A 26,657-nucleotide genomic window follows, 5' to 3' on the forward strand; every position below is an offset into this window, starting at 1 on the left:
AGTGCGCCCCTTCAATAGGGCTGCGCTCAGGTCTTGTTGCTCTTCGCGAGGTTGCACGCCGGGCAGGCAGCCTGACCATTGGCCACGGTGGTTTTGCCGCCCTTGGAATGAGGCACGATGTGATCCGCGTGCCATTCACCCCAGCTCAGCTTGTCGCCGTTGCAGGCAATCTTGAGCTGACAGTGGCCGTTATCCTTTCGGAAGATGGCCAGCCGCTGTTCCGGCGTGAAAATTCGCGATGTGTCGAGCGGTTCGATCTCGGGGTAGGCGAGGAAGAACAGCTTCTCCATGAGCTCAAGCCGCCCTCTGATGGATTCGGCAGTGTCGGTGGAATAGCTCGTCAGGCGCAGATATTCGATCAACTGCGGGTCACGCTGCTCTTCATCCAGCTCATTCTGCTGACGCCGCTCTGTCTCGAAGCTGATGAACCATTGGGCCAGCTGCGGTTCGGTGCCTTGATGGACATAGCCTTCCAACAACGTCGAGGCGAGGCAGTAGAGTGTGATCGCATTGTAGCGTTCCAGCTCGGGCGTCTTTTCCGGGAAGGATCGCTTGAGATAGTCGAGAACGCGGCGGACTTTCTTGGCCAGCTTCCCATTTACATCGAAATGGCCGTTCTCAGCGTAGAGGCGGTTGAGGTCGCTGTCCCTGACGTTTGCAGGACCGCCAGCTTCCTCCAGACACACCATCTGCGCTGCGATGTGATCGAACGTGAAGCGTGAATTGCTGAATTTGCAGCTCTCAAAGAATGGGTGCTTGGCCAGCTCCTTGACGAAATCGCGCATCTGTCCCGGCATGGCGTTGCGCTTTTCCTGCGCCTTTAGCGTCGTGCCGTTCTGCAACCGCAGGAACATGTCGCGGATTTCGTCCTCGTCCTCGTTTTGGACGGCTTCTTCAACGATCACGATGTCGATGGGATAGATGTCGAACTTCGACATGAGGTCGATGTCGAGATCGGAATAGCGTTTGCCAGCGACGGCCTCACCATCAATCGGGTCTGCATTCTTGGCGAGGGCGAACTCGTTGGCGCAGAATTCCCATATGGTTCGGAGACGCTGCTGACCATCGATCACTGCAAACTTGAACCCTTCGCCCTTCGGTAGGCGGTGCCAGTACATCTTTGGCACGTCATAGCCGCGAAGAATTGAGTCGATGAGAAGCTGCTTCTGCTTGAGGTTCCACGCGGGCGGTCGCTGATAGTCCGGCGTAGGGTCAATTGCGTTCCTGAGCCCGTTTAGCGTCGTAATCGGATACGGTTGCTTGCTCAGTCTCACTTCAGTCCCCCCATTGTAATCGCCACGCATGGGGTACGATAGCCAAGTCATTCCAGACAGTGAATTGTGCAGTGAAAAAAGATGGCATGGTGCCAAAGGTAACAAAGCACCATGCCATCGAGGTGGCTGCACGTTGGCAAAGACCGTGCAGCTAGGTTGTTATGTTATGGTTCAGTAGGCGCGGTCCTCATCACCGCTGTCGGGCAGCTTGCCGTGACGGAGGTTGGCGAACGTCCCGGCAAAACCGGAAAGCGTTTGCATCGACCCGGAAGCAATGACCTTCTCAATGGCCTCGGCTGCGGCACCAACCGGAAGCGCAATGGTGTGGTCGTGGTTCAGGCATTCCGCATCGAACACACGGTTTGCCGTGGCAATCCCCCAGCACAGTGCACCGAGATTGTGATGCGCTGCCAGCGTTTCGCTGAGGTGATCACGGTAGTGCCGGGTGTGACGATGGCCGGGAACACAGAAGTCGCCCATGACCATGCGATCACCAATCGGGCTAGGCCACGGCCAGCGCACCTGAGAGCTGATGAAGCAGGTGTCATCAGGCGCAAACTTCGCGCCCATCGTCATCGTCTTCGTGGTGAACTGCGGCAGCGTGTAGACCGAATTGTATGCCAGCATCCGGAACGGGCTGCTGGTATCGTAGCTAATGCGCAGGTTCGGGTTGATGTGCCGGTTGATGGAACGCTGCAATGCCGTGAGCAACACGGCGGTGTCGAGTTCGCAGGTGCCAAGGATGTGGATCCAGCTCTTGTCATCGAGCTGGCCTTCGTCGGCCATGATGAGAATGCGGCGGCACACCTCGTAGAAATCGTGGCGCAGGAAACCAGCCAGCGCCCAGCCTTCAAACTCGAAGACCTTGACCGCATCGTACCATGCATCCGCCTCGGCGGGCGTGTTCCCCTGCAACACATTCAGGAAGCGAGTGTGCGGATTCTTACGGTTAGCGGCGAAGTACGTGAGGTGCTCAAGCGTGTCTGCGAGACAATCCTGCACCGTCTTGTAGCGATAGAGATGAGGGTTCTTCGCCACGGGACCGGTCGGCACGTCGAGGGTCATGGCCACGTCGGCATTGTTTTCCAGCCAGCGAAGAATGCGCAGGCGATCGCCATCACCAGCGACGAACAGGCGTCCCGAGGCAATCTGGAACCCGCCGCTATCACCCACGATCAGGGTAGCAGCGCGATCCCGCGTAGAGACAATGCAGGGTTTGGTCTGGTTCAGTGCCTGACCAGCAGAAGTCATGGCATGGCTGAGGCGCAGGAGCTTGTTGCTGGGATCGAGGAAATTGAGGTCCTTGGGCACCACGCCGTTGGGAAGATTACGCCACTTCCCCTCATGCACGGCCATGGCAAAGCCCGGCGAGATCGAAGGAATGTAGATTGCCTGATCCTTTGGCGTGGGATCATTGACGATGTGGTTGGGCACCTTGGGATAAGACACAGCTTCGCCCTTGTGGAAAATCGCTTCCATTGAATTTCTCCAGATTTTGAGTTGCTTGAGATGTTTTTGGCTTGCGAGGTGACAGCGCGGCCACCTCGCAGATGCCAGACGCTTACTTCTTGGGCTTCATCTGCCCGAGGCAGGTGCGGTCGAGACCGCCGCGCTTGTCGATGGTGGGAAGGTAGATGATGTAGTCGCCCACATCGTCCCCCCAGCTCGCTGCCAGCATGCCATCAGTGTCGCCCTGCAGCGACACATGCGACACGTTGAGTTCGACGAGCTTGCGGAACAGGTCTACCACATCGCGCGGACGCATCTGGAGCGCGACGGATGCTTCCTGCTTGTTGCCGAAAGCGTAGGACTTGTGCCCGAACGCTTCGTGACCCACCGCGAAGTTGATGCCGTCGAAGGCAACCGTCAGCGGCTTCCCGACCTTCTTGTCATCCTTCTTGGTCCCCAGCCACTCGTGCAGATAGTCGGTGTAAACCTGACGCAGGTCGGCGTGGGTCAACGAGATCGTGCTGTTGTGTTCAAAGCGGCGCATGTCGATCGGACAGTGCATCTGGTGGTACATCGACTTCCATGCGAACGTGGTCGTTTCCTCGTCACCGTCGAGGTCAGTGACCACTTCCCATTGCACAGGCGCATCAGGATCGCCCGGTCCGACATTGACCTTCATCAGCAGGCGGCGAGCGGCATTGCTGAACAGCTTGGTCGCCTTGGAGGACGTTTCAGGGTCAAGCAGCAAGCCCTGACCCTCTTCGACCGTACCGACGACAATGTCCGCCTTGGGCGAGGCATGCACAACGGCAGAAGCCTCGCCATACCGCGCCGACACAACCATGTTCGGCTTGCCGCCGAAGTTGGTCAGAGAATAGGTCCGCGTGACCTTGTGCTTCTCGCCAGCGTTGGTGCCGTCCTTGGTGACGTTGCCCTCGCGGCCTTCGCGCACCAGCTCACCGATGCTGACCACGCGGGCCATGAAGTCCACGGTGGGTTCCGCCGACCCGATGACATCCTCGTCGATCTTGAACAGCAGCTCCTCGGCCTCATTGTCATTGCTGATCGCAAGTTGGCCGCAGACAGTCACGCCCGTTGCAGTCGAACGTCCGACAAGGAAGACATAACCGCCCGTTTCATACTTGGCCTTGATGGCAAGCTCGGTGCCATCATCGACGCGATCCACTGCTTCCTTGATCTTGGTCAGGGTGGCGGCACGCACCTTGTCATCGTTGGCAGCTTCGGGGTTGCGCACCTTGTCGAGTGCGGCCTCGAAACCACCTGCGTCATCGAGCAGGTCAACGATGGCATCCACAGTGAACGCACCTGCCAGCTGGTCCTTGTGCTGCTCAATGTATTCCAGCACCTTCGCATAGCGCGACACGAGGCTGGCATCCGAAGGCTTCACAAAGCCGAAGACATATTTGACCACGCAGGTGAACTTGCTGGCACCCGCACGGGCATCGATCTTGACCTGCTTGGCCTGTGCCCACTGCGCAGAAGTACGCTTGTGCAGTGCAGTGAGGCGGGCCTTTTCCTCGTCAGAGAGGTTCTCGTTGATCTTGTTCGCGGCAAGCTCTTTGGCGCGGCGCTTATCGTTGTCGACATCGCTGTTGAACTTTTCGATGCCCTTGTTTGCCTTGTCGATCTGCTCAGACAGCCACAGGCGCATTTCCGGCTCGGCGTGTTCCGACGCCCCCCAGTGCCACGTCAGGTACGCATAGGCCGCGGACCTCATTGCGCTGCTCTTCTGGTTTGCATATTCACGCTTGGCCTCGCCAATGAAGCCCTCCATGTCATCAACAGTGGGAGGCTTCGGAAGTGCGAAAGTCGTGGTTTCAGTTGCGATATTCATGATGAGTTTCCCTTCGTCAGAAAGCGTGTCCTTGAGATCACGCATCAGCTTTGCTTGAGCTGACGGGGAGGCCATCTATGGGAGTGACTTGAGGTTGGGAAACAATCCTAACCCCGGCTCATGGGCAAATCCCACAACGGGGGGTAATGGAGCAAGTCAGAGGGAGTGACGTAAGGTGCTCGACGATAAAAACTTTTGCTGTCAGTATATTACCCCCTTTGACATCGGCAAAACTGATCCAGGGAGGCCGGGCAACAACAAGCCATTGGCGAATGCGCCAAGCGGTGAACCTTACTCAGGAAACATCTATTACTACTGGTATCACTTCCACATCCTGTATGTCCGCCATCGCAGTGCAGCCAAGGCAGCGCCGTCCCCAAATGCAGCGGAAATCCTCATCGATTTTGACATCGTATCAGGGGAGGGCTTCGAGGATTGGTGGAAGCGTAAAGGTCGCTGGCTCTTCAGTGATATGTTTGAGACTGAAGCGCAGCCGACAACAAACCTGAACCGAGAGCAGATTGCCGACCTCAAGGACGGCATGGCCTTCTTCTTTCCGTTTGATGGCAATTTGCCTTATATGCTTAAGCAGGCCGAAGAGGCGTTTAAAATCGCTCGGCTAACCTATTATGACCGCCGTCCTGATATGCGTCGGAAGTACGAACTAGCCACCCGGCGTTATGACCTTGAAGGTTTGTACAACAAGCTTGTCGTCTACGATGCAGTGATGAAAGCGCCATTGACGGATAGCTTTGGGAAGATTTTTAGCGCCATACATGACGACCTGATTTTGCCACGGTCTTTGAAATATCTGACACCAGACGACATTTCCGACTTCATGTCCGGGCATTTCGATGGGGCGTGCCGTCTGATTTACCATCTCGCTCGCGGCAAATTCCCCGTCTACGCGAAGCCGCAGGGCAAATATAATCCGCGCAAATGACGCTGGGCCCTGCATCCTTTCGTGCACAGGCCTCAAGGTCATTGTCCATATCAGCACCCGACAATACAATGGGAATGGTCAGGTCCAAATCCACAACACCTTAAGGAACTCAAGATGAGCAAACTTGCTGAGCTGATGGCCAAGAAAGCCGAGCTGGAAAAGCAGATTGAAGCTGCCAAGCAGGCTGAGCAGGCCGATGCCATCAAGCAGATCGTCGATTTGGCCAAGAGCTATGGCATTTCCTACGCGGACCTGAAGCCGCATATGACCCGTCGAAGGAAACGGCGTGTTGTTGCGGACGCAAGCTGATAACGGCTCAATAGGCTGGCGCAGTAGCCTGCGATTTTAAGCGGCGTACAGCGCCCGCACCCATTGCCCGCTACTCACGTAGCGGGCCCACGGCACAACCAGCCTGCTCGCCGCTGTAAATGCAGATTTGACGCCAATCAGGTCCTATGTCCGTGGCTCGTGTGCGCTCACGACATGGTTCTTGCACGAGCCATCCAAGGCCGCGAAAAAGTTTCACAAAATTCGAAGCGGCTCAAGATCATTGAACTGGCGCACTGCAATAATTCGGTCTATGGTGCACCCATAAGTGACTGTCAGATTGAGATATTTTGAGGTTTTTGAGCTACTGCACTTGAGTAGTTCGCTGGTTGCACAGCGTGTAAGGTTGCAGGATTGGGCTCTTTGAAAAAACATAAAATTTACAGATACTTTGGTTTAAGCGTCTTACACATATGTTACACACTGAAATTTAGGCCTAATAAGTAATTGATTTATATGGATAAAAAATATCTCAATTATGGAGTGGGAGTGACGGGGCGTCTGGCGCCGGCTCGCCGCCGACCGGCAGACACTGCCATATTTGACATTGAGGCGGGGCCGGGGCGGGACTAGTCCGGTTCGGGAGCGACCGTGGCCACGACTTGGCCATGCTTGTGGCTCCGGCACAGGAACAGAGGCGAGACAGGCGACCGATGAAGCCCCCCATCTGGCGGCAGGACCGCGCAATCCATCCGCACAGCTGCGAAATCCAGACCCGTTATTCCGACGAGGACCATCTGCGGCACATCAACAACATCGCCGTGGCCGGCTATTACGATGAAGCGCGCGCGCGCTTTTCACGCCATATCTTCAGCAGCCTCGGGCAAGATGACCTGTCCCGCATCGTCACCGCCGACAGCCGCGTGACCTATCTGCGCGAAGTGTTTCACCGCGATGTGGTGGAAGTCTGCACCGGCATCCTGCGGATTGGCACGGCGTCCTATGATCTTGGTCAGGCGCTTTTCCAGGATGGGCAGTGCGTGGGCATCTGCACGACCACCTTCGTCCAGGCCACGCCCACTGGCTCCATCCCGCTGTCGAACGCCCTGCGTGCGGCGCTGCAACGCTTCCTGATCCGCACCCCCGAGACCTTGAGCGCATAAACGGGCCTCCGGCCCTGTGCCCGACAGGGTCGGGCTGGGGCCGCAGCTGGTCGCGCCCTTCCTGATCGCCATCCACGACATGGGCGATGCTTCCCGCATCCCGCCCAGCCTGCCGGGCAGCCATGCCTTCCGGCTCAGTCCCCGTCGCGGCGGCGCAGCCCGTCGGCGAGCAGGCGGTTCGCCCGGTCGATGATTCCGTCGAGATCGGCGTCCTTTTCCCATACGCCGTAGCGAAGCCCCAGAAACACGTTCATGCCGACAATGGCCCAGGCCTCGGCCTCGCCCACGTCCTCGCGCAGCTCGCCGCGCGCCGCGCCCGCCTGCAGCCGTTCGGCAATGCGGGCGGCGGTGCTGCGATAATGTTCGGCATAGGCATCGGGCGCGACGAATTCGGCTTCGTCGATGATGCGGTAGATGAGCTGCTGGCGTGACACGAAGCGGAGGAAGGCGGCCAGCGCCTCACGCTCACCCTCGAGGGCGCCGGGCGCTGCCTTCACATGCGGGCCGACAGCTTCGCGGACCTGGGCGGACATGTCCGTCACAAGGGCGCGGAAGATGTCCTCCTTGCTGGGGAAATAGGTGTAGAAACTGCCCAGCGCGACCCCGGCGCGGCGCGTGATGTCGGTGATGCCGGTGGCGTGAAAGCCCTTGGCGCCGAATTCCTCCGCCGCTGCATCCAGCAGGGCGCGCAGGGTCTTGCGGCCACGCGCCGTGCGGGGCGTGCGCGCCACCTCCGACTGTGGCGCTTCTGCATCAGCTGGCCTGTCATTCACGTTGCCACTCTCCGCGACCTGTTTTGAAGTTGAAAGGCGATTCAGGTTTCACTAGTCATGATTCCAACCATATCGCAAGGCCGGAACAGGCCCCCTTGGGAGAGATACCGAGATGCACGCCCTTCGCACCCTTTCCATGTTTGCGCTGGCGACGGCGCTGGCCGCCCCCGCCTTCGCCCAGGACCAGACACCCCGGGCCACCACGGCCGAAACCGTGACGGACGGGGACATCATTGTCACGGCCCGCCGCCGTTCGGAAAGCCTGATCGAGGTGCCGGTCGCTGTCACGGCCATCACCGGCGATACGCTGGAAGCACAGGGCGCGCCCGACATCACCGCCCTGCAGCGCCAGACGCCCAACCTCACGCTGCAGGTGGCGCGCGGCTCCAACTCCACCCTCATCGCCTTCATCCGCGGCGTTGGTCAGCAGGACCCGCTGTGGGGCTTCGAGCCGGGTGTCGGCCTTTACATCGATGATGTCTATGTCGCCCGTCCGCAGGGCGCCGTCCTCGACATCTTCGATATCGAGCGGGTGGAAATCCTGCGCGGGCCGCAGGGCACCCTCTATGGCCGCAACACCATCGGCGGCGCGGTGAAATATGTCACCCGCCGGCTCGGCAACGAGCTCGGCGGCTCGGTCCGGGCCACCTATGGCAGCTACAATCAGATCGATCTCGTCGGCAGCCTGAACATCCCCATGGGCGACAGCTTCGCCATCGGCGGCGCCGTCGCCTGGCTGCAGCGCGACGGCTATGGCCAGAACCTGACGACGGGCGCCGAACATTATGACAAGGACGTGCTGGCGGGCCGCATCTCGGCCGAATTCACACCCGGTGACGACATCTTCGTGCGCATCGCCGCCGACCGTACCGAAGACCGCTCCAACCCGCGCCATGGCAGCCGCATCCTCGGGAACCTCGGCCTGCCCGATTTCGAGCCGACCGACAGCGTCTATGATACCCGCGCCGGCATCGGGGATGACAACAAGGTTGTCACCCAGGGCATCAGCCTGACGGGCGAGTTCGGCCTGAACGACGTGCTGACCCTGAAGTCGGTGACGGCCTATCGCGATGGCAGCTCCGACACGCTGATCGATTTCGACAACACGCCCGGCCCCGTTCTCGACGTGCCGGCCTATTACAAGGACTGGCAGTTCACCCAGGAAGTCCAGCTGCTGGTCGAGGCCGAGCGTTTCCAGGGCGTGCTGGGGGCCTTCTACCTCGATGGCAAGGCCTCGGGCGCATTCGATACGGTGCTTGGCCTCGCCAATCTGACGACGCTGACATCGGGTACGGTGAAGACCGAATCCATCGCCGTCTTCGGTGACTTTTCCTACAGCCTGACGGATCAGCTGAAGCTTTCGGCAGGCCTGCGCTGGACGAAGGACGACAAGCGCGGCAGCGTCTACCGGCAGAATTTCACCGGCATCCGCTCGCCGGAATTCGGCAACCCGGACGCCATTCCGGGCCTCCTGCGCTCGGATTACACCAACAGCGCCAGCTTCGAGAAATTCACCCCGCGCGTCGCCATCAGCTACCAGCCGAACAGCGACCTCAACCTCTATGCAAGCTGGGGCCGGGGCTTCAAGTCGGGCGGGTTCGACATGCGCGGAGACGCCATCCTGACCCCCACCACCGTCAATGGCTATCAGCCCGAGACGATCGACAGCTGGGAACTGGGCCTGAAGGGCGCGTTCCTCGACCGCACCCTGTTCCTCAACATCGCCGGCTTCTATTCCGACTACAAGGACCAGCAGGTGACGGTGCAGGTGCCCGACCAGTTCGGCGGCATCGCGAGCTTCGTGGACAATGCCGGCAAGGCGGTGATCTATGGCCTCGAAGTGGAAATGCGCGCGGTTCCGACCGACAATCTGCAGTTCACGGCGATGTTCGGCTACACCTCGGCGGACTACAAGGAGTTCCTGACCTTCATCCAGGGCGGGACGGTTCCTGTCGATGTCGCCGACCAGCGGGTCTTCCAGAACACGCCCGAATTCGTCGCCAATGTGTCGGCCACCTGGTCGGCAGACCTTGCCGGCGGCCGCCTTTCCGTCACGCCGGCGGTTGCCCTCAGGGCCGAGCAGGCGATGTTCGAGATCCCGACACCGCTTCTCGACCAGCCGGCGACCGTTCTGGTCGATGCCTCGGTCAACTGGGTTTCGGGCGATGACCGCTTCTCGATCGGGGTGCATGGCCGCAACCTGACCGACGAGCGCTATCGCGTGGGTGGCTATAATTTCCCGGGCGCGCTCTTCGGCAATTCCGTCATCGGCTATTATGGACCGCCGCGCACCGTGGCCGTCACGGCCGGCGTCCGCTTCTGAGCCGGGGATTTTCAGGGTCGGAAAAAGAAAGGGGGCCGCGAGGCCCCCTTTCCATTCCTGCTGCAGAACCGCAGCTCAGCTGGTCACGGGCGGCGCCTGCGTGCGCATGCGCTCGCGCCGCTGCTCGGCGCGCTCGCGCCATTCCTTGGTGCGGGCTTCCACGCGGGCGCGGCTCTTGCCGGCATCCTCGGCGAAGGCCTTGCGGTCAGCCGGGGAAAGTTTCTGGAAGGCCTCCAGCATGGCCGTCTGGCGCCTGGCATGATGGGCGTCCACCAGCTTGCGCTCGGCGTCCATCGCCTTCTTCAGGGCAGCCACATCGAGCTTTTCCGCGCCGACGAGGCTGTTGATGCGATCGCGGGCAGCGCGCATCTCCGCGCGATGCTCGCCCATGTCCTTCCGCATGGCGGCGAACAGGATTTCCCGTCCTTCGGCCGAGACATTCTCGAACATCGGCCCGCGGCGGTGCTTCATGCGGCCGGCTTCCATGCGCTTCATGCGCGGTTGCTGGGCCTGGGTTTCGTTCTGCGCCTGCGGAGTCGCGGATGGTGCAGTCTGGGCGGGGGCAGTCTGGGCGATGGCGGGAGCGGCAATAAGCGCCGCGGCTGCAAGGATAAGGGTTTTCAAAGCTGGTACTCCTCTTCGATGGTCGGGGTGTAGAGCAGGGCAAAGGCAAGGCCTGAATCGGCGTCTGCCTCGGCCAGCATCAACAGGCCTTGCGCATCCAGTGCGCCGGTTCCCGCCATGGGCGACGCCAGCCGGGGGGAAGGCGCCAGCAGGGCTGCAATGGCGACGGAAGCCGCCACCGCGCCGCCCAGCATCCAGAAAGCCCGGCGTGGCCCGCCCTGTCCCGGTTCGGCCGGGGCGTGGCGGGCAGGAGCCGGTTTCGTCTGGGCGATTGCATCTGCATGGGAGAGTATACGCATGAGGGCGGCCTCATCCCCCGCATCATGCCGCGCCCAGGTGCTGAGGGCGCGATCAAGGCTTGCGTCATGGTCCATGGGAAAGGGGCGTGGCCTGGTCATTCCAGCTCGTCCTTCAGGTCAAGCAGTTGCGTTCTGAGGGTGGCGCGGGCACGCAGCAGCAGGCCTTCGACGGCCTTTTCGCTCGTCTCCAGCATCGCGGCGATTTCGGCCATTCTGAAGCCGTCGCCATGGAAAAGCGAGAGCGCCGCCCGCTGGCGGGGTGGCAGGCTTTCGGTTGCGGCCTGCACCCGCGCGGCGATTTCGGCCGACTGCGCGGCATCGGCGGGGGAGGGCGCACCATCGGCAAGGCCGATGGCCGTATCGAGGCTTTCGGTGCGGCTCAGGGCGGGGCGCAACCTGCGGCGGCTGTCGAGTGCGCTGTTCACGAGCATGCTCCGCCACCAGCCGCCGAAGCTGCCGCGCGACGGATCAAAGCGATGGGCTTCGCGCCACAGTTTCGACAGGGCGTCCTGCACCGCGTCTTCCGCGGCCGCGTGATCGCCGAGGATGCGGATGGCAAGGCCAAGGGCAGGGCGCGCGACAAGGCGCGCCAGATCGCGGAAGGCCTGTGCATCGCCGCTGCCGGCGCGAACGGCGAGCAGGGCTTCGGGCTCTGCGGCAATGCGGCGATCTGCGGCCACATGGCTTGCGCCAGGGGCACCGGAAGGGTTCAGGGCGTGCATGACAGCCTCATGATGGGCTTTACGTCATGAACGCCCCGTTTCCCCTGCCTGCAGCCTGCATTCAGCCCTTCGGCCAGTGCCACGCCGGCCGGGCTGTCAGCCTTGCGGCTTCACTTCCCAGCTCTGGCCACGGCGCAGAAGTGCATTGAGGTCGGCAACCTTGCCGGCGCTCAGCTTTTCCCCCTGGGCTTCCATCACCTGGTCGAAGCTGGGGGCCGGGTCGCAATAGATGACGCCCTGCGCCACCGGGAACTGCGGGAAGGGCATGTCCACCAGCATGGCGGCAATCGCCCTGTTCGTCTCGTCATGGACAAGCACGTCGCTGGTGTCGCCATCCACCACGTCGATCACTTCGAGCTGAAGGCGGTCGCGGTCGAGCTTCAGCCCCTTGGTGCCATTGGCGAACAGCATGGGCTTTCCATGCTCCAGCCAGATCTGGCTGAGGGGGGCGGATTTCTTCTCGGTGAAGGCTTCGAAAGCACCATCATTATAGACGACGCAGTTCTGGTAGATTTCCACGAAGCTGGCGCCCTTGTGCTCATAGGCGCGCTTCAGCACCTCGGGCATCTGCTTCTGCGCCGTGTCGATCGTGCGGGCGATGAAGCGTGCGCTCACGCCCAGCGCGAAGGCGCAGGGGGAAACCGGCCGCTCGACCGAGCCGGCCGGTGATGAGGGCGAATGGGTGCCGGTGCGCGAGGTGGGCGAATATTGCCCCTTGGTCAGGCCGTAGATCTCGTTGTTGAACAGCAGCACCTGGCAATCGAGGTTGCGCCGCAGCAGGTGCATCAGGTGGTTGCCACCGATGGACAGGCCATCGCCGTCCCCTGTCACCAGCCAGACATCGAGCTCGGGGTTGGCCAGCTTCACGCCCGTGGCGACAGCCGGCGCGCGGCCGTGGATGGTGTGGAAGCCGTAGGTTTCCATATAATAGGGAAAGCGGCTGGAGCAGCCGATGCCCGAGATGAAAACCGTGTTTTCAGGCTTGGCGCCAAGCTGTGGCATGGTGCGCTGCACGGCCTTCAGAATGGCATAGTCCCCGCAGCCGGGGCACCAGCGCACTTCCTGGTCCGTTGCCCAGTCATCGGGCTTGGTGGCGGGTGTGATCTTCGTGATCTCGTTCATTGCAGCATCCCCAGGATGGCGGCTTCGATTTCCGCGATGCGGAAGGGCTGGCCGGAAACCTTGTTGAGCGGCCGGGCATCAACCAGGAACTGGTCGCGCAGCAGCGTCTTCAGCTGGCCGGTGTTCATCTCGGGCACCAAGATCCGGTCATAGCCCTTCAGCAGGTCGCCGAGGTTGGCCGGTAAAGGCCAGATATGGCGGATATGGATATGGGCGACATCATGCCCCCTGGCGCGCACAAGCTCCACCGCCTGGCGGATCGGGCCATAGGTGGAACCCCAGCCGACGACGACGAGCGGACCCTTGTCCGGCCCTGTTTCCACCGTCTGTGCCGGAATGTAGCGCGCGATGCCGTCGATCTTGGCCTTGCGCGTATCCGTCATCTTCTGGTGGTTGGCGGCCGAATAGTCGAGGTTGCCGGTATCGTAATTCTTCTCGATCCCGCCGATGCGGTGCATCAGCCCCGGCGTGCCCGGCTTCACCCACACGCGCTTCAGTGTCTCTGGGTCGCGCAGATAGGGGTTGAGCTTGCCCGATTCCGGAATCGCCTCGTGGAAGGTCACCGGGAAGGGCTCGTAAGCCTCGGCGTCGGGCACCTTCCAGGGCTCTGCCGCATTGGCGATATAGCCGTCGGTCAGCAGGATCACCGGGGTCATGAAGGCCAGGGCGAGGCGGCAGGCCTCGATCGCGACGTCGAAACAGTCCGACGGGCTGCGCGCGGAGATCACCGGGATCGGCGTATCGCCGTTGCGGCCGTAGACTGCCTGATAAAGATCGGACTGTTCGGTCTTGGTGGGCAGGCCGGTGGACGGACCACCGCGCTGGGAGTTCACGATCACCAGCGGCAGCTCGGTCATCGTGGCAAGGCCCATCGCCTCGGTCTTGAGCGCGATGCCGGGGCCGGACGAGGAGGTGACCGCCAGATTGCCGGCATAGGCCGCCCCGATCGCCGAGCAGATTGCCGCGATCTCGTCCTCCGCCTGGAAGGTCGTGACATTGAATTCGCGCAGCCGTGCGAGCGAGTGGAGGATGGCCGAGGCCGGGGTGATCGGATAACCGCCGAAGAACATCGGCAGGCCCGAAAGCTTGGCGCCCGCCACAAGGCCCAGCGAAAGTGCATCGGCGCCGGTGACGGTGCGGTAGAGGCCGGGCTCGGCCTCGGCCGGGCTCAGGCGGAACTGCTTCAGCGGCCCGGAAAGTTCGGCCGTCTCGCCAAAGGCATGGCCGGCGTTGAGGGCGGCGATGTTGGCGTCGCGCAGCACTTCGCTTCTGGCGAACTTCTGCGAGAGCCAGTCGATGATGGGCGCGCGCGGGCGGCCGAACATCCAGAGCGCGAGGCCCAGAGTCCACATGTTCTTGCAGCGCAGCGCATCCTTGTTGCCAAGGCCGAAGGCTTTCACCGATTCGAGCGTCTGCTTCGAGATGTCGAACGCCAGGAGCTGGTAGGCGGCAAGGCTGCCATCCTCCAGCGGGTTCGTCTCGTAATGCGCCTTCTTCAGGTTGCGATCGCCGAATTCGCCGCTGTCGGCGATGATGAGGCCGCCGGCCCTGAGGTCGGGCAGGTTCACCTTCAGCGCGGCCGGGTTCATGGCGACCAGCACGTCGGGCGCATCGCCCGCGGTGTCGATGCGGCCGGAGCCGAAATTGATCTGGAAGGCCGACACGCCGAACAACGTGCCTTGCGGGGCGCGGATCTCGGCCGGGAAGTCGGGGAAGGTGGCGAGATCATTGCCGGCAAGGGCAGTCGAGAGGGTGAACTGGCCACCGGTCAGCTGCATGCCGTCGCCGGAATCCCCGGCAAATCGCACCACGACCGATTCCGGTGCGGCGGCTTGTAGTGTTGCGCCGGCTTCGTCCGGCAGGCGTGTGGCCGTAGCCATGATATGTTACGTCCTTTTGCAGGTGCTCGTCCGGTCATCTATGCCCGGCTTCGCCACGTTCCAACAGGATTCTGGGTTTCCGGGGGCGAAGCAGGCCTTTCCCTGCCAAGGTAATGAGGCATGGCGGACAGCGCCGCCATGTGGCCGGCCCGCGCACCGATATGCGCACAGGCCCGCGCACAGGCCCGGACGATTCGGCGGACATCACGCAGGCCACGGCATCCACCCGCAAGACCGCCGGATAGCCCCCGAACCGCAAGCCCACGCCCTCATGCCCACGCCCTCATCCCCTGCACTAATGGCAGAAGAGGGCTTGCCTTCCCCAAAAGCCTGCATTATGGCGCGCCCTCCGCACCGGCATTCCTCGGTAGCTCAGCGGTAGAGCATCCGACTGTTAATCGGACGGTCGTAGGTTCGAATCCTACCCGGGGAGCCAGTGCGGAATTCCCTCGTCCCGCCATCCGTGTCAGCAGCGTGCCTTGCGCCCTGCCCGGCAGCGTGATTGAAGGCGGCATGGCACCGCAATCCTCTTCCCCTTCACTGGTTCCGGAACCGGGCCTCCCGTCCGGCATGCGCCAGCTCTTCGCCACGCCCTTCTACGAGGCGCAGCTGGATGACGGGGATCTGCTTGCCGAACTGGCGCACAGCGTCCGCATGCTGGCGCAGGATGATGGCGCCGGGCGGCGCTGGTGCCGGGCCAATGGCTACCGGGGCTATACAAGCTATGCCTCCCTCGATGATCTGCCGGCCCGCGATCCGGCCTTTTCCGCCCTTGTGCGGAGGCTGCGGCCGCATCTTCTCGCCTTCGCGGCTGGCGCCCACATGGATCTTGGCGGCCGTGCGCCGAAGATCGACAGCTTGTGGGTCAATCTGCTGAAGCCCGGCGGCGGGCACAGCGGCCACATCCACCCGCACAGCATCATTTCCGGCACGCTTTATGTGGAGGTGCCGGACGGGGCAGGCGCCCTGAAGCTCGAGGATCCGCGGTTGCCGATGATGATGGCGGCCCCCACCCGCACGCCTGACGCGCCCGAGGCGGCCCGGCCCTTCGTCTATGCCCGCCCGGCGCCCGGCACGCTGTTCCTGTGGGAAAGCTGGCTGCGGCACGAGGTGATGCCATCGTCCGCCCGCGCCGACAGGATCAGCATCAGCTTCAACGCGCGCTAGGGCCGGAATCGCGGCCGGGTTGCTGGCCGGAATCGTGGGCAGGGAGAAGGAGCCATGTGCACCAACTACCGGCTGGATGGCAGCCTCGCCGACATTGCTGCCACCTTCGGCGCAAAAGCGGAGGAAGGCTTGCAACCGACGGCCAGCGCCTTTCCCGACAGTGTCGCGCCTGTCGTTCGGATATCCGGCAGCGGGCGCACCCTCTGCCCGGCGCGCTGGGGCGTGCCGCCGCCGGCGGCGGGGAAACGGCCGGTGGTCAATATCCGTAACCTGGATAGCCCCTTCTGGCGCGCCGCACTGGCAAAGCCCGGGCTTCGCTGCCTTGTGCCGGCAACGGCCTTTGCCGAATGGACAGACCAGCCCGACCCCGCAACGGGCCGCAAGGTGAGGCACTGGTTCGGCAGGGCCGATGGCGCGCCCTTCGCCTTTGCGGGGCTGCTGCGGCCCGTGCCCGGCGAGGATCTGCCGCGTTTCGCCTTCCTGACCTGCGCGCCGGACCGGCTGGTCGCCCCCGTCCATGCCAGGGCGATGCCGGTCGTGCTGTCGGCCGCCGATCATGCGCCATGGCTGGAAGGCGCCCCCGCGCACGCCTTCCAGCACCCCCCGGCCGAGGGCTTCCTTTCGCATCTTGGCTGACCCTGACGTTCTGGCCTGCCGCTTCCTCCAAACTTGCGGAGCAGAACTCCGCATGACAGAGTATCCGCAAGGCGAACACGCCATCGGGAGGTTGGGAATGGAAGAACTGGACGTCCTCATCGTGGGGGCGGGGCTTTCGGGCATCGGCGCCGCATGGCACCTGCAGGATAAATGCCCCGGCAAGCGCTACGCCATCCTCGAAGCGCGCGAGGCGATCGGCGGCACCTGGGATCTGTTCCGCTATCCCGGAATCCGGTCCGACAGCGACATGTTCACCCTGGGCTATAATTTCCGCCCATGGACGGAACAGAAGGCGATTGCCGACGGGCCCAACATCCTGCGCTATGTGCGTGACACCGCGCGCGAAGGCGGGATCGAGCAGCACATCCGCTTTCGCCACAAGGTGGTGGATGCCAGCTTCGACAGCACCACCGCCCGCTGGACCGTGACGGCCGATACACCCGATGGCGCGCGCCGCTTTTCCGCCCGGATGCTGCTGATGGCGGCCGGCTATTACAGCTATGACAATCCGCACAACCCGCATCTGGATGGCGAGGAGCGGTTCGCCGGGCGCATCTTCCACGCCCAGCACTGGCCGCAGGATCTCGATTATCGCGGCAAGCGCGTGGTCGTGATCGGCTCGGGGGCGACGGCCGTTACCATCGTGCCCAACATCGCCCGCGAGGCGGCCCATGTCACCATGCTGCAGCGCTCGCCCACATGGATGGTGTCACGGCCGGCCGAAGACAGGCTCGCCAATGCGCTGCGGCGGATCCTGCCGCCGATGATGGCCTACAATCTCATCCGTTTCCGCAACGTCGTGATGCAGAATCTGGTGTTCAAGCGGGCGCGGACGCGGCCTGAGACAGTGAATGCCCGGCTGACGAAGATGCTTTTGAAGGAACTGCCGGAAGAGACGGTGAAGGCGCATTTCCAGCCCCGCTACAATGTCTGGGAGCAGCGCCTCTGCCTCGTGCCCGACAGCGATTTCTTCGATGCCCTGAAGGCCGGGCGGGCTTCTGTCGTGACCGACCATGTCGGCCATCTGGACGAAGCCGGGATCGTGCTGAAATCCGGCGAGCGGCTGGATGCCGACATCATCGTCAAGGCCACGGGCCTCAGGATGCAGATGCTGGGTGGCGCCGGCATTTCCGTCGATGGCGTGAAGGTTGAACCCAATGAACGCTATGTCTATCGCGGCATGATGCTGGAGGGGGTGCCGAACCTCCTGTACGTCTTTGGCTATTTCAATGCTTCCTGGACCCTGCGGGCCGATCTGACCTGCGAATATGCCTGCCGCCTGCTGAAGGAGATGGACAGCCGCGATACCCCCGTGGCCGTGCCGGTGCGCACGGTGGCCGTGGAGGACGAACCGCTGCTCCTGACCTCGGGCTATGTGCAGCGGGCGAAGGATGTGCTGCCGCGACAGTCCTCGACGGACCCCTGGCGCGATACACAGGATTATCTGCGTGACAGGAAGAGCATCCGCCACGCTCCGCTCGACGATGGCGTGCTGCAGTTCCGCAAGCCGGGGCCCGTCACGGCGACTGTTCCGCCCGCTGCCCCGGTAAAAGCGCTGCCGCTGGCCGAAGCCGCCGAATAGCGGTTTTGCCGGCATCGCCCGGCGGCAGGGCAGGGGCATGCGCCCCGCCCTGTTGCTCAGGCGGCCGCTGCTACCCGGCCCATGCCGGTTTCCGGCTGGCTGGCGGGCGCGGGCGACATCAGTGGTGGCGCGGCATCGCGGTAGAGGCTGAACAGCCGCTCGAAATGCTGGGACGGTGTCGAGATGTGGGTGTGACGCGCACCCATGGCCGCCACCCGCAGCGCATCGGAATCCCGGTTCAGCAGGCGGTGGATGGCATCGCGCGCGGCCGCCGGATTGCCCGGTTCGTATAGCTCGGACCAGGCCGGTTCCGCAGCATCGGTGCAGCCACCTTCAGAGGGCAGGATGAGCGGAATGCCCGATGCCAGTCCCTCGGATGCGACGAGGCCGAATGTTTCGGCCCTGCTGCCGTGGATCATCGCGTCAGAGGAGGCGAGGATGCGGGCGAGTTGCTCGCGGTCGCCGATATGGCCAAGCAGCCGGATGTTCCCGGCGGCCTCGGCGGCGCGGGTCACGCGCTCGTTGGCGAAGCCGTTGCCGATCTGGATCATGGCGACATTCTGGTCGCGCACGGCGCCCACGGCCTCGAACACGACTGGCCACTGCTTTTCATGATGGTGGCGGCCCACGCCCACCAGCAGGGTGGCCGATGGCGGCAGGCCGAAATCAGCCAGCATCTGCCGGCGCAGCGCATTGTCGCGCCGCCGTGGGTGGAAAAGATCCGTGTCGACGCCCAGCGGCACCAGTTCGGACGCGATGCCGCCATGGCGCTGGATTCGCTGGCCGAACCAGCGGGAGCCGACGATCACGCTGTCATAGGCCCGGGCGGTGCGGGCGAGATAGCGCCAGTACCAGAAGGCGGCCTTGTCCACCGTGTCCGCCTTCATGATGCTCTGGGTCCAGACCTGGAGGTGGGCGGCCACCGGATCGGCGTGCATGAAAAGCGCCCTGTGCGCACGGCGGGCGGAATGGCCCTTCCAGTTGGCCACGATCCATGCCCCGCGGAAGGGGGAGGATGCCTCCACCACGTCGGGTTTCAGCTCATCGAGCAGGCGGTGGACGGGCGCCGCGTTCCAGAAGATGTGGTAGCGCGTATCCACGGGGATCGCCGGCGCCTTCACATAGATGACCTGTCCGCCGTCGCGGCTTTCCACCCGGTCTTCAGGGCCGGGGGCAATCACGCTGACCTTCACGCCATTCTGGTGTGCGAAGGCGAGCTTGGCATCGATATAGGTCTTCACGCCGCCGCCAAGCGGTGCGTAAAATTCGGCGACATCGACGATATGCATGTGAAGCCTGCCCCCTAGTCCCGGTTGTTGCTGTCCAGCCTGTCCTTCGGGATCGGCCGGAAGGCGAGCCCGCGCAGGTAGTTGAGCGTCACCGAATCCTTGCTGACGCCATGCCCGTAGGTGACGGCCACATCCTCCACCTTGGGCTTCGAAAGCCCGACGCGGGGGTTGCGGGTGAAGGTTGCGCCATCGCGGCGCCAGTTGAATTTCCGCACGCCCGATGGCGAGTGAAAGGCGCCCAGCGCATAGGTGCCCGGCCCCGGCAGCGGCACGCAGACCTGGGCGGGCCCGCTTTGCGGCACCGGTACGGTCACGCGATGATAGGCCTTGCCCTCGGCTACCAGTTCATGATGGTTGCGCAGGAAGTCGGCCTCGGTCCCGGGCCAGAGTTCGACGCGCAGTGTCCCTTCGCGGTTCCTGAAACCATCGACGGTCAGCAGAACGGCATCCTTTGCCGAACCGGCGCTGCAGGCAGCGGCATCCGGGCCAAGCGCACCGGCATGGGCGGCGGCGCCCAGCAGCGGCAGCAGCATCAGGGTGAGAGCGGATTTCTTAAGCATCAGGCACTCCTTGCGGCCGGTTCGCCGCCCAGCCCGGCACGGGCAACGGTGGCGCCCCGGCTTTCGATGATTGAAGCCCCCAGATAGGAAAGCACATGGCCGCTCATGTGCAGGGCGCCTGCCGCCGCCATCAGGGCCGCGACTTCGGGCGCGGCAGCGCCAGTCAGGCTGACGCCGATGGCAGCGAACAGGAGCTCCTTGTTCGGCAGGAAGGGCAGGCGTGTGACGACCATCCTGAGAGCCCCCAGCACGATCCACGTGCCGACCGCCACTTCGGGCAGCGCCACGATCCAGGCCAGCAGCAGCAGGGCCGAGCCGATCAGCAACCGGGCACTGTGCAGCAGGAAGAGAATGCTGTTCTCGCGCCGGGACAGGCTCATGACCTTGCGGCTGAACAGCAATATGCCGAGGCTGACCGAAATGACGAAGGCAAAGCCCAGCCCCACCGAGCGCATGGCGTTGCCGGTGAAGGCCTGTTCCACCGCCGGGCCGCCGCCCATGCCGAGCGCGAGCGCCAGCATCAAGAGCGTCGCCGCATTGCCGGCAAGGGCCGAGGTGATCGCCACATCCTTCACGGCCGCGAGCGGGGGCGGCTGCAGCTTGTGCCCACCCAGCGTGTTGCGGGCCCACATGAAGAGATAGGCATCGCCGGAATAGCCGAACACGGCCTCGTTGAGCACCCGCTTCTTGGAAAATATGGCGAGCGCGCGCGGCATCAGCGGCCACCAGCGACGGAAGATGATGAACTCGGTCACCGGGGTCGCCATGTAGGACATGCCGACCAGCAGGTAGAAAAGGGGATTGGCCGGCAGCACGTCGAGCACTTCGCGCCAGCCGATCCCGGCGACGGCATGCCCGAGATAGGCGAGGATGGCCGCCGACAGGCCAAGCGACAGCAGCCGCCGTGCCGCAGGCGGCAGCTTCACCGCCGCCGCAAGCCGGTCCCGCCGTGCCTTCAGGCCATCATGTGGAGAGTCGTTGCGCATCCTGCCCCATGAGCTAGGGGGCGATTGCGACCGGAAAGGGGCAGCAACGCGCCCGAAACACGCCATGAACATGAAGCCTGGCTTAAGACGGGCGCAAGACAGGCGGAATCCGGGCCTACCAGGCGATGGTTTCGCCATCCCAGGCGCGGAAGCCGCCACTGTCCGCCGGCGTCAGCCCCTCCATCACCTGCCAGAGCCGGGCGGCGCTGTCCCCGGCCGTCATCAGCTGGCCCGGTCGCAGATTGCGCTGGAAGGGGCCGGACAGGCCCGTGTCCACCGTGCCGGGGTGAAGGGCGATGGTGATGGCTTCGGGGTTCTTGCGCCGCAGTTCGATGGCCGCCGTTCGCACCAGCTGATTGGCCGCCGCCTTCGACATGCGATAGCTGTACCAGCCGCCCAGCCTGTTGTCGGCGATGGAGCCGACGCGGGCCGTGAGGACCGCGAAGACGGATGGCGCATCCCGGCGCAGACGCGGGAGGAAATGCTTTGCGGCCAGCGCCGGGAGCACGCTGTTCACCCGGAAATTCTCCAGCATCCAGGCGGGATCGATCTGCCGCCAGTCCCGCTCCGGCCCGGACTGGCCGTGATGCAGCAGGCCGCTCGCCACGATGACATGGGAAAGCCCGTCTCCGGCGGCGTCGGCTGCGCGGGCGAAGCGCGCCTCGTCCTCCATGTCCTTCACGTCGGTATCCGGGCGCGAGAGGCGGATAACCTCCGCCCCGAGCGCCTCGGCATGGTCTGCCAGCGCGCGACCGATGCCGCCGCCAGCGCCCAGCACCACGATCCTGTCTTTTGCGTTCATGGCCGGGAGGTGGCAACCCGCCGTGCGCGGCGCAAGGCTCCGTTTCCCGTGCGTGGCAATGCGCCACGCGTGCGACGCGTGCACCTCATGCGCATCACAAGCAGCGGATACGATAAAAGGCGCGGCAGGGGGCCTGCCGCGCCTTTTTCATTTCGTCCGGTTCCGAAGCCCGGTTTCGAAAGCCCTGCTCAGAGCGGGATGTTGTCGTGCTTCTTCCAGGGGTTTTCGAGTGTCTTGGTGCGCAGCTTGCGCAGGCCAAGGGCGATCCGCCTGCGAGTCGCGTGCGGCATGATCACCTCGTCGATGAAGCCCATGCTGGCCGCCACGAACGGGTTGGCGAAGCGGGCTTCATATTCCTTCGTGCGCTCGGCGATCTTCTCGGCGTCGCCGATGTCCTTGCGGAAGATGATCTCCACCGCGCCCTTGGCGCCCATCACCGCGATTTCGGCGGTTGGCCAGGCATAGTTGAGGTCGCCGCGCAGATGCTTGGAGCTCATCACGTCATAGGCGCCGCCATAGGCCTTGCGGGTGATCACGGTGATCTTCGGCACGGTTGCCTCGGCATAGGCGAAGAGCAGCTTGGCGCCATGCTTGATGATGCCATTATGTTCCTGCGCCACGCCCGGAAGGAAGCCGGGCACGTCGACGAACGTGACGATCGGAATCGAGAAGGCATCGCAGAAGCGGACGAAGCGCCCGGCCTTCTTGGAAGAGTTGATGTCGAGCACGCCGGCCAGAACCATCGGCTGGTTGGCGACGATGCCCACCGTATGCCCCTCGATGCGCGCGAAGCCGATGATGATGTTGGCGGCATGGGTCGGCTGCAGCTCGAAGAATTCGCCGTCGTCGGCGACCTTCGCGATCAGCTCCTTCATGTCATAGGGCTTGGTGGCCGATGCCGGCACGAGCGTGTCGAGCGAAGGGATCTCGCGGTCGAACGGGTCGGTCGATTCGCGGTGCGGCGCGCCCGTGCGGTTGTTGAGGGGCAGATAGTCGAAGAAGTCCCGCGCGCGGAGCAGGGCGTCGACATCGTCTTCCATGGCGAGGTCCGAGACGCCCGACTTGGTGGAGTGGGTGATGGCGCCGCCCAGCTCTTCCTGTGTGACGACTTCGTTCGTCACCGTCTTCACGACGTCGGGCCCGGTCACGAACATGTAGGAGCTGTCCTTCACCATGAAGATGAAGTCCGTCATGGCCGGGGAATAGACCGCGCCACCGGCGCAGGGCCCCATGATGAGCGAAAGCTGCGGGACGACGCCCGAGGCCAGAACGTTGCGCTGGAACACCTCGGCATAGCCCGCGAGGCTGGCCACGCCTTCCTGGATGCGGGCGCCGCCAGAATCGTTGAGGCCGATGACCGGCGCCCCGACCTTCATGGCCATGTCCATGATCTTGCAGATCTTCTGGGCGTGGCGCTCGGAAAGCGAGCCGCCGAAGACGGTGAAGTCCTGGCTGAACACGAAGACCAGTCGGCCGTTGATGGTGCCGGAGCCGGTGACGACGCCGTCGCCGGCGATCTTCTGGGATTCCATGCCGAAGTCTGTGCAGTTGTGCTCGACATACATGTCGAGTTCCTCGAACGAGCCTTCGTCGAGCAGGATGTCAAGACGCTCGCGCGCCGTCAGCCTTCCCTTTGCGTGCTGGGCCGCGATCCGGGCTTCGCCGCCGCCGAGGCGTGCCTGCGCACGCCGCCGTTCAAGCTCTTCAAGCACTTTCAGCATTCACCGATCCCCTCAATGGCCGTCTGGCCGAAGCATGATGACAAGGGCCGCAAGACCCCTCGCGCCAAGGCGACTAGCCCGTCGCTGCCATCCTGTCACGCCCCTGTCATCCGCAAGAATGATGGGGTCCGGCCCTGAAACCTGCCTTGCGCCTGCATCAGCGCGTCTTCAGTCCATTCTCAGCGCAGACAGAAAGCCGAGCGCTGCATCGAAGTTTCGCCGCCGGTCGTCACGGCCGCGGCCCGCCTCGGCATCCTCGCCCCATTGCTCGGCCTGCCACAGTTCGTCGAGCAGGGCCGCAGCCCAGGCCCGGTCCGGGTCGATTGCGTCCTCGGCCAGTGCCAGCGGCAGGATGGCCGAACCGGTCAGGGTGGTGAGCGGTGACAGCGCGGCCAGTTCGAAGGCGCTGCGCCCGGCATAGGCCTTGCCGATGCGGTCGAGCGTTTCGGCCGGCTGGGGCACATGCATGATCCCCGCCGTCACGGCGAAGCGCAGGTCGAACCGGCGCGCGGCCCAGTCCAGCAGCGGGTCCCAGCTGGCGGCCTGCCGGTCCACCAGCAGCACAGGGCTTTCGGCGCGATAACAGAGCATGTCGCTTTCGGCATAGCGCGCCAGGCCGGCGGCGAAAGCGGCGGTGTCGGGGGTGATGATGTCGATCGCGGCATTGGCAAGGCCTGTCAGCGGCACGGCTGCCGGCGTCACCGCTTTCTCCACGGCCTGCCATTCACCGGCCACGGCTTCGGCAAGGGCTTGCGTGGGCAGCGTCAGCAGCTGGCGCCCCGGGGTTCGAATGGGCCTGCCATCGAGGGAGACGGTGAAGCCTTCCCCGCCTGCCTGTGCCCGGGCCTCTTTCCAGAAGCGTTTCATTGCCGCCACCTCACTGCCGCCATTTCACTGCCGCCATTTTCGTGCCAGCGCGCGCGGCCCCAGCAGCAGCAGCGCAGCACCTGCCGCCATCAGCGCCAGGCCGGCCACCGCCCACACACCCTTGCCGCCCGCCGTGCCTGCCAGCCCCAGGCCGCCGACAACAATAAGAAAGCCGAGGAGCCGCAAGCCCGTCAGCGCCCAGAGCCGGGCTTCCGCCGGGTCGCGCTCAGCCATCCAGCAGCGCCTTCAGGTGCGCGGCATCGCGCGCCACGCCGGCGGCGCCTGCCCCGTGCAGTTCCTCCGCCTCGTGATAGCCCCAGTCGACCCCGATCGCGCGCACGTCGGCCGCGACGCCCATGCCGATATCGAACACCGTGTCGCCGATGATGGCGGCGCGTTCGGCTTCGACACCGGATTCGGCAAGCGCCGCCAGAAGCATCGAGGGATGCGGTTTCGAGGGATGGCGGTCCGCCGTCTGCAGGCTGACGAAGCGGTCGAAGATGCCGTGATGCTCAAGGCACAGCCGCAGGCCGCGATCGCTTTTCCCGGTGGCCACGGCCAGCATCCAGCCCTCTGCCTCAAGCTCGAGAAGCAAATCCCTGACGCCGGGGAACATCGGTTCCGGATCGAGCCGGCGGTTGGCGCGCAGCCGCTGGAAGGCGAGCTTGTAATCCTCGGCCAGGCGGGCGTGGAGCTCGGCGTCGGCCTCGGGCAGAAGCGCCTGCATCGCTTCCACCAGGCTCAGGCCGACGATTCGCCTCACGGCATGCGGGTCGGGATCCGGCAGGGCAAAGCGGCTGAAGCTGTCGTGCATGGCGCGCAGGATGTTCGCCTGGCTGTCCACCAGCGTGCCGTCACAATCGAAGACCGCAAGCTTCACTTGCTGCGGCTCCTCCGTTCGCCGCGGCGGTTGCCGCTCGTGGCGGAGGATGTGCGCCGCTTTTTGGGCGGCGGGCCGGCCGGGGCCACAGGTTCCGGCAGGTCGGCATCGGCGGGGGAAAAGCCCAGTGTCGCCAGCGTGTCCGCCATGTGCTGCGGCAGGTCCGCCGTCACGTCCAGCTTGCCGCCATCGGGCAGGGCGATCACCAGCCTGCGGGCATGCAGGTGGAGCTTTCTGGAAATGCCGCCTGTAAGGAAAGCCTCGGCGCCGCCATATTTGCCATCGCCCACGATCGGCGTGCCGGTGGCGGCCGCATGCACGCGCAGCTGGTGGGTGCGCCCCGTGAGCGGCTGCATTTCCACGAAGGCGGCGCGGTCGCCGGCCCGGTCGATCACGCGGAAGCGCGATTTCGCCACCTGCCCGGCGGTTTCATCCACATGCATCTTTTCCCCGCCGGTGCCGGGCTGCTTGGCAAGCGGAAGGTCGATCAGCGCATCGTCCAGCCGGGGGCAGCCGGCGGTGACGGCCCAGTAGATCTTGCGCGTGTCGCGCGTGGCGAAGCATTTGCCGAAAAAGGCCGCCGCCCGCGCCGTGCGCGCCAGCAGCAGAACACCGGATGTGTCCTTGTCCAGCCGGTGCACCAGCTTCGGCCGCGCTTCGGCTTCATATTGCAGCGCATCCAGCAGGCCATCGACATGGGCTGTCGTGCCGGTTCCGCCCTGCGTGGCAAGGCCGGGCGGCTTGTTGATGACGATCGCGTGCCGCGACTTGTGGATGACGAGGCTCTGCGCGAAATCGATTTCATCGGCCGACAGCGGCCGGCGCTCGCGCTGGGGCTTCGCCGCCATGAGGGCCGCCGGTTCCACTGGGGGCACGCGCAGGGTCTGCCCTTCGGCCAGCCGGTCCCCCGGCCCGACGCGGGCGCCATCCAGCCGGAGCTGCCCGGTGCGGGCCCAGCGGCTCACCTGGTTGAAGCTCACGTCGGGCTGGTGGCGCTTGAACCAGCGGTCCACCCTTATGCCGTCGTCTTCGGCGTCTATGCGATATTCACGGCTCACCAGATGCCCCTTGCAAGCCACAGCCCGGCCCCGAGGGCGAGGGTGGCGCATGCCACGGATAGGGCCGCATAGAGTGCGGCCAGAGAAAATGCGCCTCTTTGCAGCATCATCACCAGTTCCAGAGAGAAGGTGGAAAAGGTGGTGAAGCCGCCGAGAATCCCCACGCCCAGGAACAGCCTGAGGCTTTCCTGTGCTCCCCCGGCCCTCTGGGCAAGCCAGCCTGCCAGCAGGCCCATCAGCAGCCCGCCCGCGAGGTTCGCGGCGAATGTCGCCATGGGAAAGGGCCGGGTGGCAAGGCCGAGGGCCGCCACGAGCTGGCCAACGCCCAGGCGCGCCATGGCCCCGAAGGCCCCGCCAATGCCGACGAGAAGATATGCGTTCACGGCTGGCCCAT

At 64.1% G+C, this 26,657-nt stretch carries 26 protein-coding genes and 1 tRNA gene; 8 read left to right on the forward strand and 19 right to left on the reverse strand.

The features are described 5' to 3' along the window. Positions 1 to 26: 26 nt before the first annotated feature. The 3 genes from ACUJ46_RS03600 to ACUJ46_RS03610 form a co-directional block, all read right to left on the reverse strand. Positions 27 to 1,304, reverse strand: a complete 1,278-nt coding sequence (locus ACUJ46_RS03600; RefSeq protein WP_445389067.1) for an HNH endonuclease family protein — start codon at positions 1,302 to 1,304, stop codon at positions 27 to 29. A 141-nt stretch (positions 1,305 to 1,445) separates the two neighbouring features. Then, positions 1,446 to 2,753 carry a hypothetical protein gene (locus ACUJ46_RS03605; protein ID WP_445389068.1) on the reverse strand — a complete coding sequence of 436 codons (1,308 nt, stop codon included), beginning with the start codon at positions 2,751 to 2,753 and terminating at the stop codon, positions 1,446 to 1,448. 82 nt (positions 2,754 to 2,835) lie between these two features. After that, entirely contained in the window at positions 2,836 to 4,623 is a 1,788-nt protein-coding gene (locus ACUJ46_RS03610) for a hypothetical protein (protein ID WP_445389069.1), read from the reverse strand. A gap of 130 nt (positions 4,624 to 4,753) precedes the next feature. Here ACUJ46_RS03610 and ACUJ46_RS03615 point away from each other — a divergent pair, with 130 nt between their 5' ends. The 3 genes from ACUJ46_RS03615 to ACUJ46_RS03625 all read left to right on the forward strand — a co-directional run bounded on the left by ACUJ46_RS03615 (position 4,754) and on the right by ACUJ46_RS03625 (position 6,951). Beyond that, complete coding sequence (locus ACUJ46_RS03615; RefSeq protein ID WP_445389070.1) at positions 4,754 to 5,521, forward strand: hypothetical protein; 768 nt, start codon at positions 4,754 to 4,756, stop codon at positions 5,519 to 5,521. A gap of 114 nt (positions 5,522 to 5,635) precedes the next feature. Continuing rightward, complete coding sequence (locus ACUJ46_RS03620; RefSeq protein ID WP_445389071.1) at positions 5,636 to 5,830, forward strand: hypothetical protein; 195 nt, start codon at positions 5,636 to 5,638, stop codon at positions 5,828 to 5,830. Between the two features lie 671 nt (positions 5,831 to 6,501). Continuing rightward, the gene (locus ACUJ46_RS03625) at positions 6,502 to 6,951 is read left to right on the forward strand and encodes an acyl-CoA thioesterase (protein WP_445389072.1); all 450 of its coding nucleotides are present in this window, start codon (positions 6,502 to 6,504) and stop codon (positions 6,949 to 6,951) included. Positions 6,952 to 7,085: 134 nt separating this feature from the next. Here the strand turns inward: ACUJ46_RS03625 and ACUJ46_RS03630 are convergent, their stop codons facing one another. After that, entirely contained in the window at positions 7,086 to 7,724 is a 639-nt protein-coding gene (locus ACUJ46_RS03630) for a TetR/AcrR family transcriptional regulator (RefSeq protein ID WP_445389073.1), read from the reverse strand. 112 nt (positions 7,725 to 7,836) lie between these two features. On the opposite strand from ACUJ46_RS03630, the gene ACUJ46_RS03635 reads away from it, so the two are divergent. Continuing rightward, complete coding sequence (locus ACUJ46_RS03635) at positions 7,837 to 10,047, forward strand: TonB-dependent receptor (protein ID WP_445389074.1); 2,211 nt, start codon at positions 7,837 to 7,839, stop codon at positions 10,045 to 10,047. 75 nt (positions 10,048 to 10,122) lie between these two features. Here the strand turns inward: ACUJ46_RS03635 and ACUJ46_RS03640 are convergent, their stop codons facing one another. The 5 genes from ACUJ46_RS03640 to ACUJ46_RS03660 form a co-directional block, all read right to left on the reverse strand. Beyond that, positions 10,123 to 10,671 (reverse strand): periplasmic heavy metal sensor, encoded by a 549-nt coding sequence (locus ACUJ46_RS03640; protein ID WP_445389075.1) that lies wholly within the window; start codon positions 10,669 to 10,671, stop codon positions 10,123 to 10,125. Continuing rightward, positions 10,668 to 11,069, reverse strand: a complete 402-nt coding sequence (locus ACUJ46_RS03645; RefSeq protein WP_445389076.1) for a hypothetical protein — start codon at positions 11,067 to 11,069, stop codon at positions 10,668 to 10,670. The genes ACUJ46_RS03640 and ACUJ46_RS03645 overlap by 4 nt, the downstream gene beginning before the upstream one ends. Continuing rightward, positions 11,066 to 11,692, reverse strand: coding sequence for an RNA polymerase sigma factor (locus tag ACUJ46_RS03650; RefSeq protein WP_445389077.1), 627 nt, complete (start codon positions 11,690 to 11,692; stop codon positions 11,066 to 11,068). The genes ACUJ46_RS03645 and ACUJ46_RS03650 overlap by 4 nt, the downstream gene beginning before the upstream one ends. Before the next feature lie 96 nt (positions 11,693 to 11,788). Further along, positions 11,789 to 12,814 carry a 2-oxoacid:ferredoxin oxidoreductase subunit beta gene (locus tag ACUJ46_RS03655; protein WP_445389078.1) on the reverse strand — a complete coding sequence of 342 codons (1,026 nt, stop codon included), beginning with the start codon at positions 12,812 to 12,814 and terminating at the stop codon, positions 11,789 to 11,791. After that, positions 12,811 to 14,694, reverse strand: a complete 1,884-nt coding sequence (locus tag ACUJ46_RS03660; protein ID WP_445389079.1) for a 2-oxoacid:acceptor oxidoreductase subunit alpha — start codon at positions 14,692 to 14,694, stop codon at positions 12,811 to 12,813. The genes ACUJ46_RS03655 and ACUJ46_RS03660 overlap by 4 nt, the downstream gene beginning before the upstream one ends. A gap of 361 nt (positions 14,695 to 15,055) precedes the next feature. Here ACUJ46_RS03660 and ACUJ46_RS03665 point away from each other — a divergent pair. From ACUJ46_RS03665 to ACUJ46_RS03680, 4 genes are all read left to right on the forward strand, one after another. Beyond that, positions 15,056 to 15,130 (forward strand) — tRNA-Asn (locus tag ACUJ46_RS03665). 77 nt (positions 15,131 to 15,207) lie between these two features. Beyond that, the gene (locus ACUJ46_RS03670; RefSeq protein WP_445389080.1) at positions 15,208 to 15,861 is read left to right on the forward strand and encodes a TIGR02466 family protein; all 654 of its coding nucleotides are present in this window, start codon (positions 15,208 to 15,210) and stop codon (positions 15,859 to 15,861) included. Positions 15,862 to 15,915: 54 nt separating this feature from the next. Then, positions 15,916 to 16,497 carry an SOS response-associated peptidase gene (locus ACUJ46_RS03675; RefSeq protein ID WP_445389081.1) on the forward strand — a complete coding sequence of 194 codons (582 nt, stop codon included), beginning with the start codon at positions 15,916 to 15,918 and terminating at the stop codon, positions 16,495 to 16,497. A 97-nt stretch (positions 16,498 to 16,594) separates the two neighbouring features. Further along, positions 16,595 to 18,100, forward strand: coding sequence for a flavin-containing monooxygenase (locus ACUJ46_RS03680; RefSeq protein ID WP_445389082.1), 1,506 nt, complete (start codon positions 16,595 to 16,597; stop codon positions 18,098 to 18,100). A 56-nt stretch (positions 18,101 to 18,156) separates the two neighbouring features. Here the strand turns inward: ACUJ46_RS03680 and ACUJ46_RS03685 are convergent, their stop codons facing one another. The 10 genes from ACUJ46_RS03685 to crcB form a co-directional block, all read right to left on the reverse strand. After that, positions 18,157 to 19,389 (reverse strand): glycosyltransferase, encoded by a 1,233-nt coding sequence (locus tag ACUJ46_RS03685; RefSeq protein ID WP_445389083.1) that lies wholly within the window; start codon positions 19,387 to 19,389, stop codon positions 18,157 to 18,159. Between the two features lie 14 nt (positions 19,390 to 19,403). Next, positions 19,404 to 19,949 carry a DUF2141 domain-containing protein gene (locus ACUJ46_RS03690; RefSeq protein ID WP_445389084.1) on the reverse strand — a complete coding sequence of 182 codons (546 nt, stop codon included), beginning with the start codon at positions 19,947 to 19,949 and terminating at the stop codon, positions 19,404 to 19,406. Continuing rightward, a complete protein-coding gene (locus ACUJ46_RS03695) occupies positions 19,949 to 20,935 on the reverse strand; it encodes a hypothetical protein (protein ID WP_445389085.1) in 987 nt (328 codons plus the stop codon). Before ACUJ46_RS03695 ends, ACUJ46_RS03690 begins: the two co-directional genes overlap by 1 nt. 115 nt (positions 20,936 to 21,050) lie before the next feature. Further along, positions 21,051 to 21,737: a short-chain dehydrogenase gene (locus tag ACUJ46_RS03700; RefSeq protein ID WP_445389086.1), complete on the reverse strand. Its 687-nt coding sequence runs from the start codon at positions 21,735 to 21,737 to the stop codon at positions 21,051 to 21,053. Between the two features lie 188 nt (positions 21,738 to 21,925). Then, on the reverse strand, positions 21,926 to 23,458 hold the full coding sequence (locus ACUJ46_RS03705) for an acyl-CoA carboxylase subunit beta (RefSeq protein ID WP_445389087.1): 1,533 nt from the start codon (positions 23,456 to 23,458) through the stop codon (positions 21,926 to 21,928). 168 nt (positions 23,459 to 23,626) lie between these two features. Continuing rightward, positions 23,627 to 24,325, reverse strand: coding sequence for an ATP12 family chaperone protein (locus ACUJ46_RS03710; protein WP_445389088.1), 699 nt, complete (start codon positions 24,323 to 24,325; stop codon positions 23,627 to 23,629). A 24-nt stretch (positions 24,326 to 24,349) separates the two neighbouring features. Beyond that, a complete protein-coding gene (locus ACUJ46_RS03715; protein WP_445389089.1) occupies positions 24,350 to 24,559 on the reverse strand; it encodes a hypothetical protein in 210 nt (69 codons plus the stop codon). After that, entirely contained in the window at positions 24,552 to 25,205 is a 654-nt protein-coding gene (locus ACUJ46_RS03720) for an HAD-IA family hydrolase (protein ID WP_445389090.1), read from the reverse strand. Before ACUJ46_RS03720 ends, ACUJ46_RS03715 begins: the two co-directional genes overlap by 8 nt. After that, positions 25,202 to 26,314 carry an RluA family pseudouridine synthase gene (locus tag ACUJ46_RS03725; protein ID WP_445389091.1) on the reverse strand — a complete coding sequence of 371 codons (1,113 nt, stop codon included), beginning with the start codon at positions 26,312 to 26,314 and terminating at the stop codon, positions 25,202 to 25,204. The genes ACUJ46_RS03720 and ACUJ46_RS03725 overlap by 4 nt, the downstream gene beginning before the upstream one ends. Then, positions 26,260 to 26,646: a fluoride efflux transporter CrcB gene (gene crcB / locus ACUJ46_RS03730; RefSeq protein ID WP_445389092.1), complete on the reverse strand. Its 387-nt coding sequence runs from the start codon at positions 26,644 to 26,646 to the stop codon at positions 26,260 to 26,262. Before crcB ends, ACUJ46_RS03725 begins: the two co-directional genes overlap by 55 nt. Between the last annotated feature and the right edge of the window lie 11 nt (positions 26,647 to 26,657).

It is taken from the genome of Sandaracinobacteroides sp. A072 (assembly GCF_052616365.1).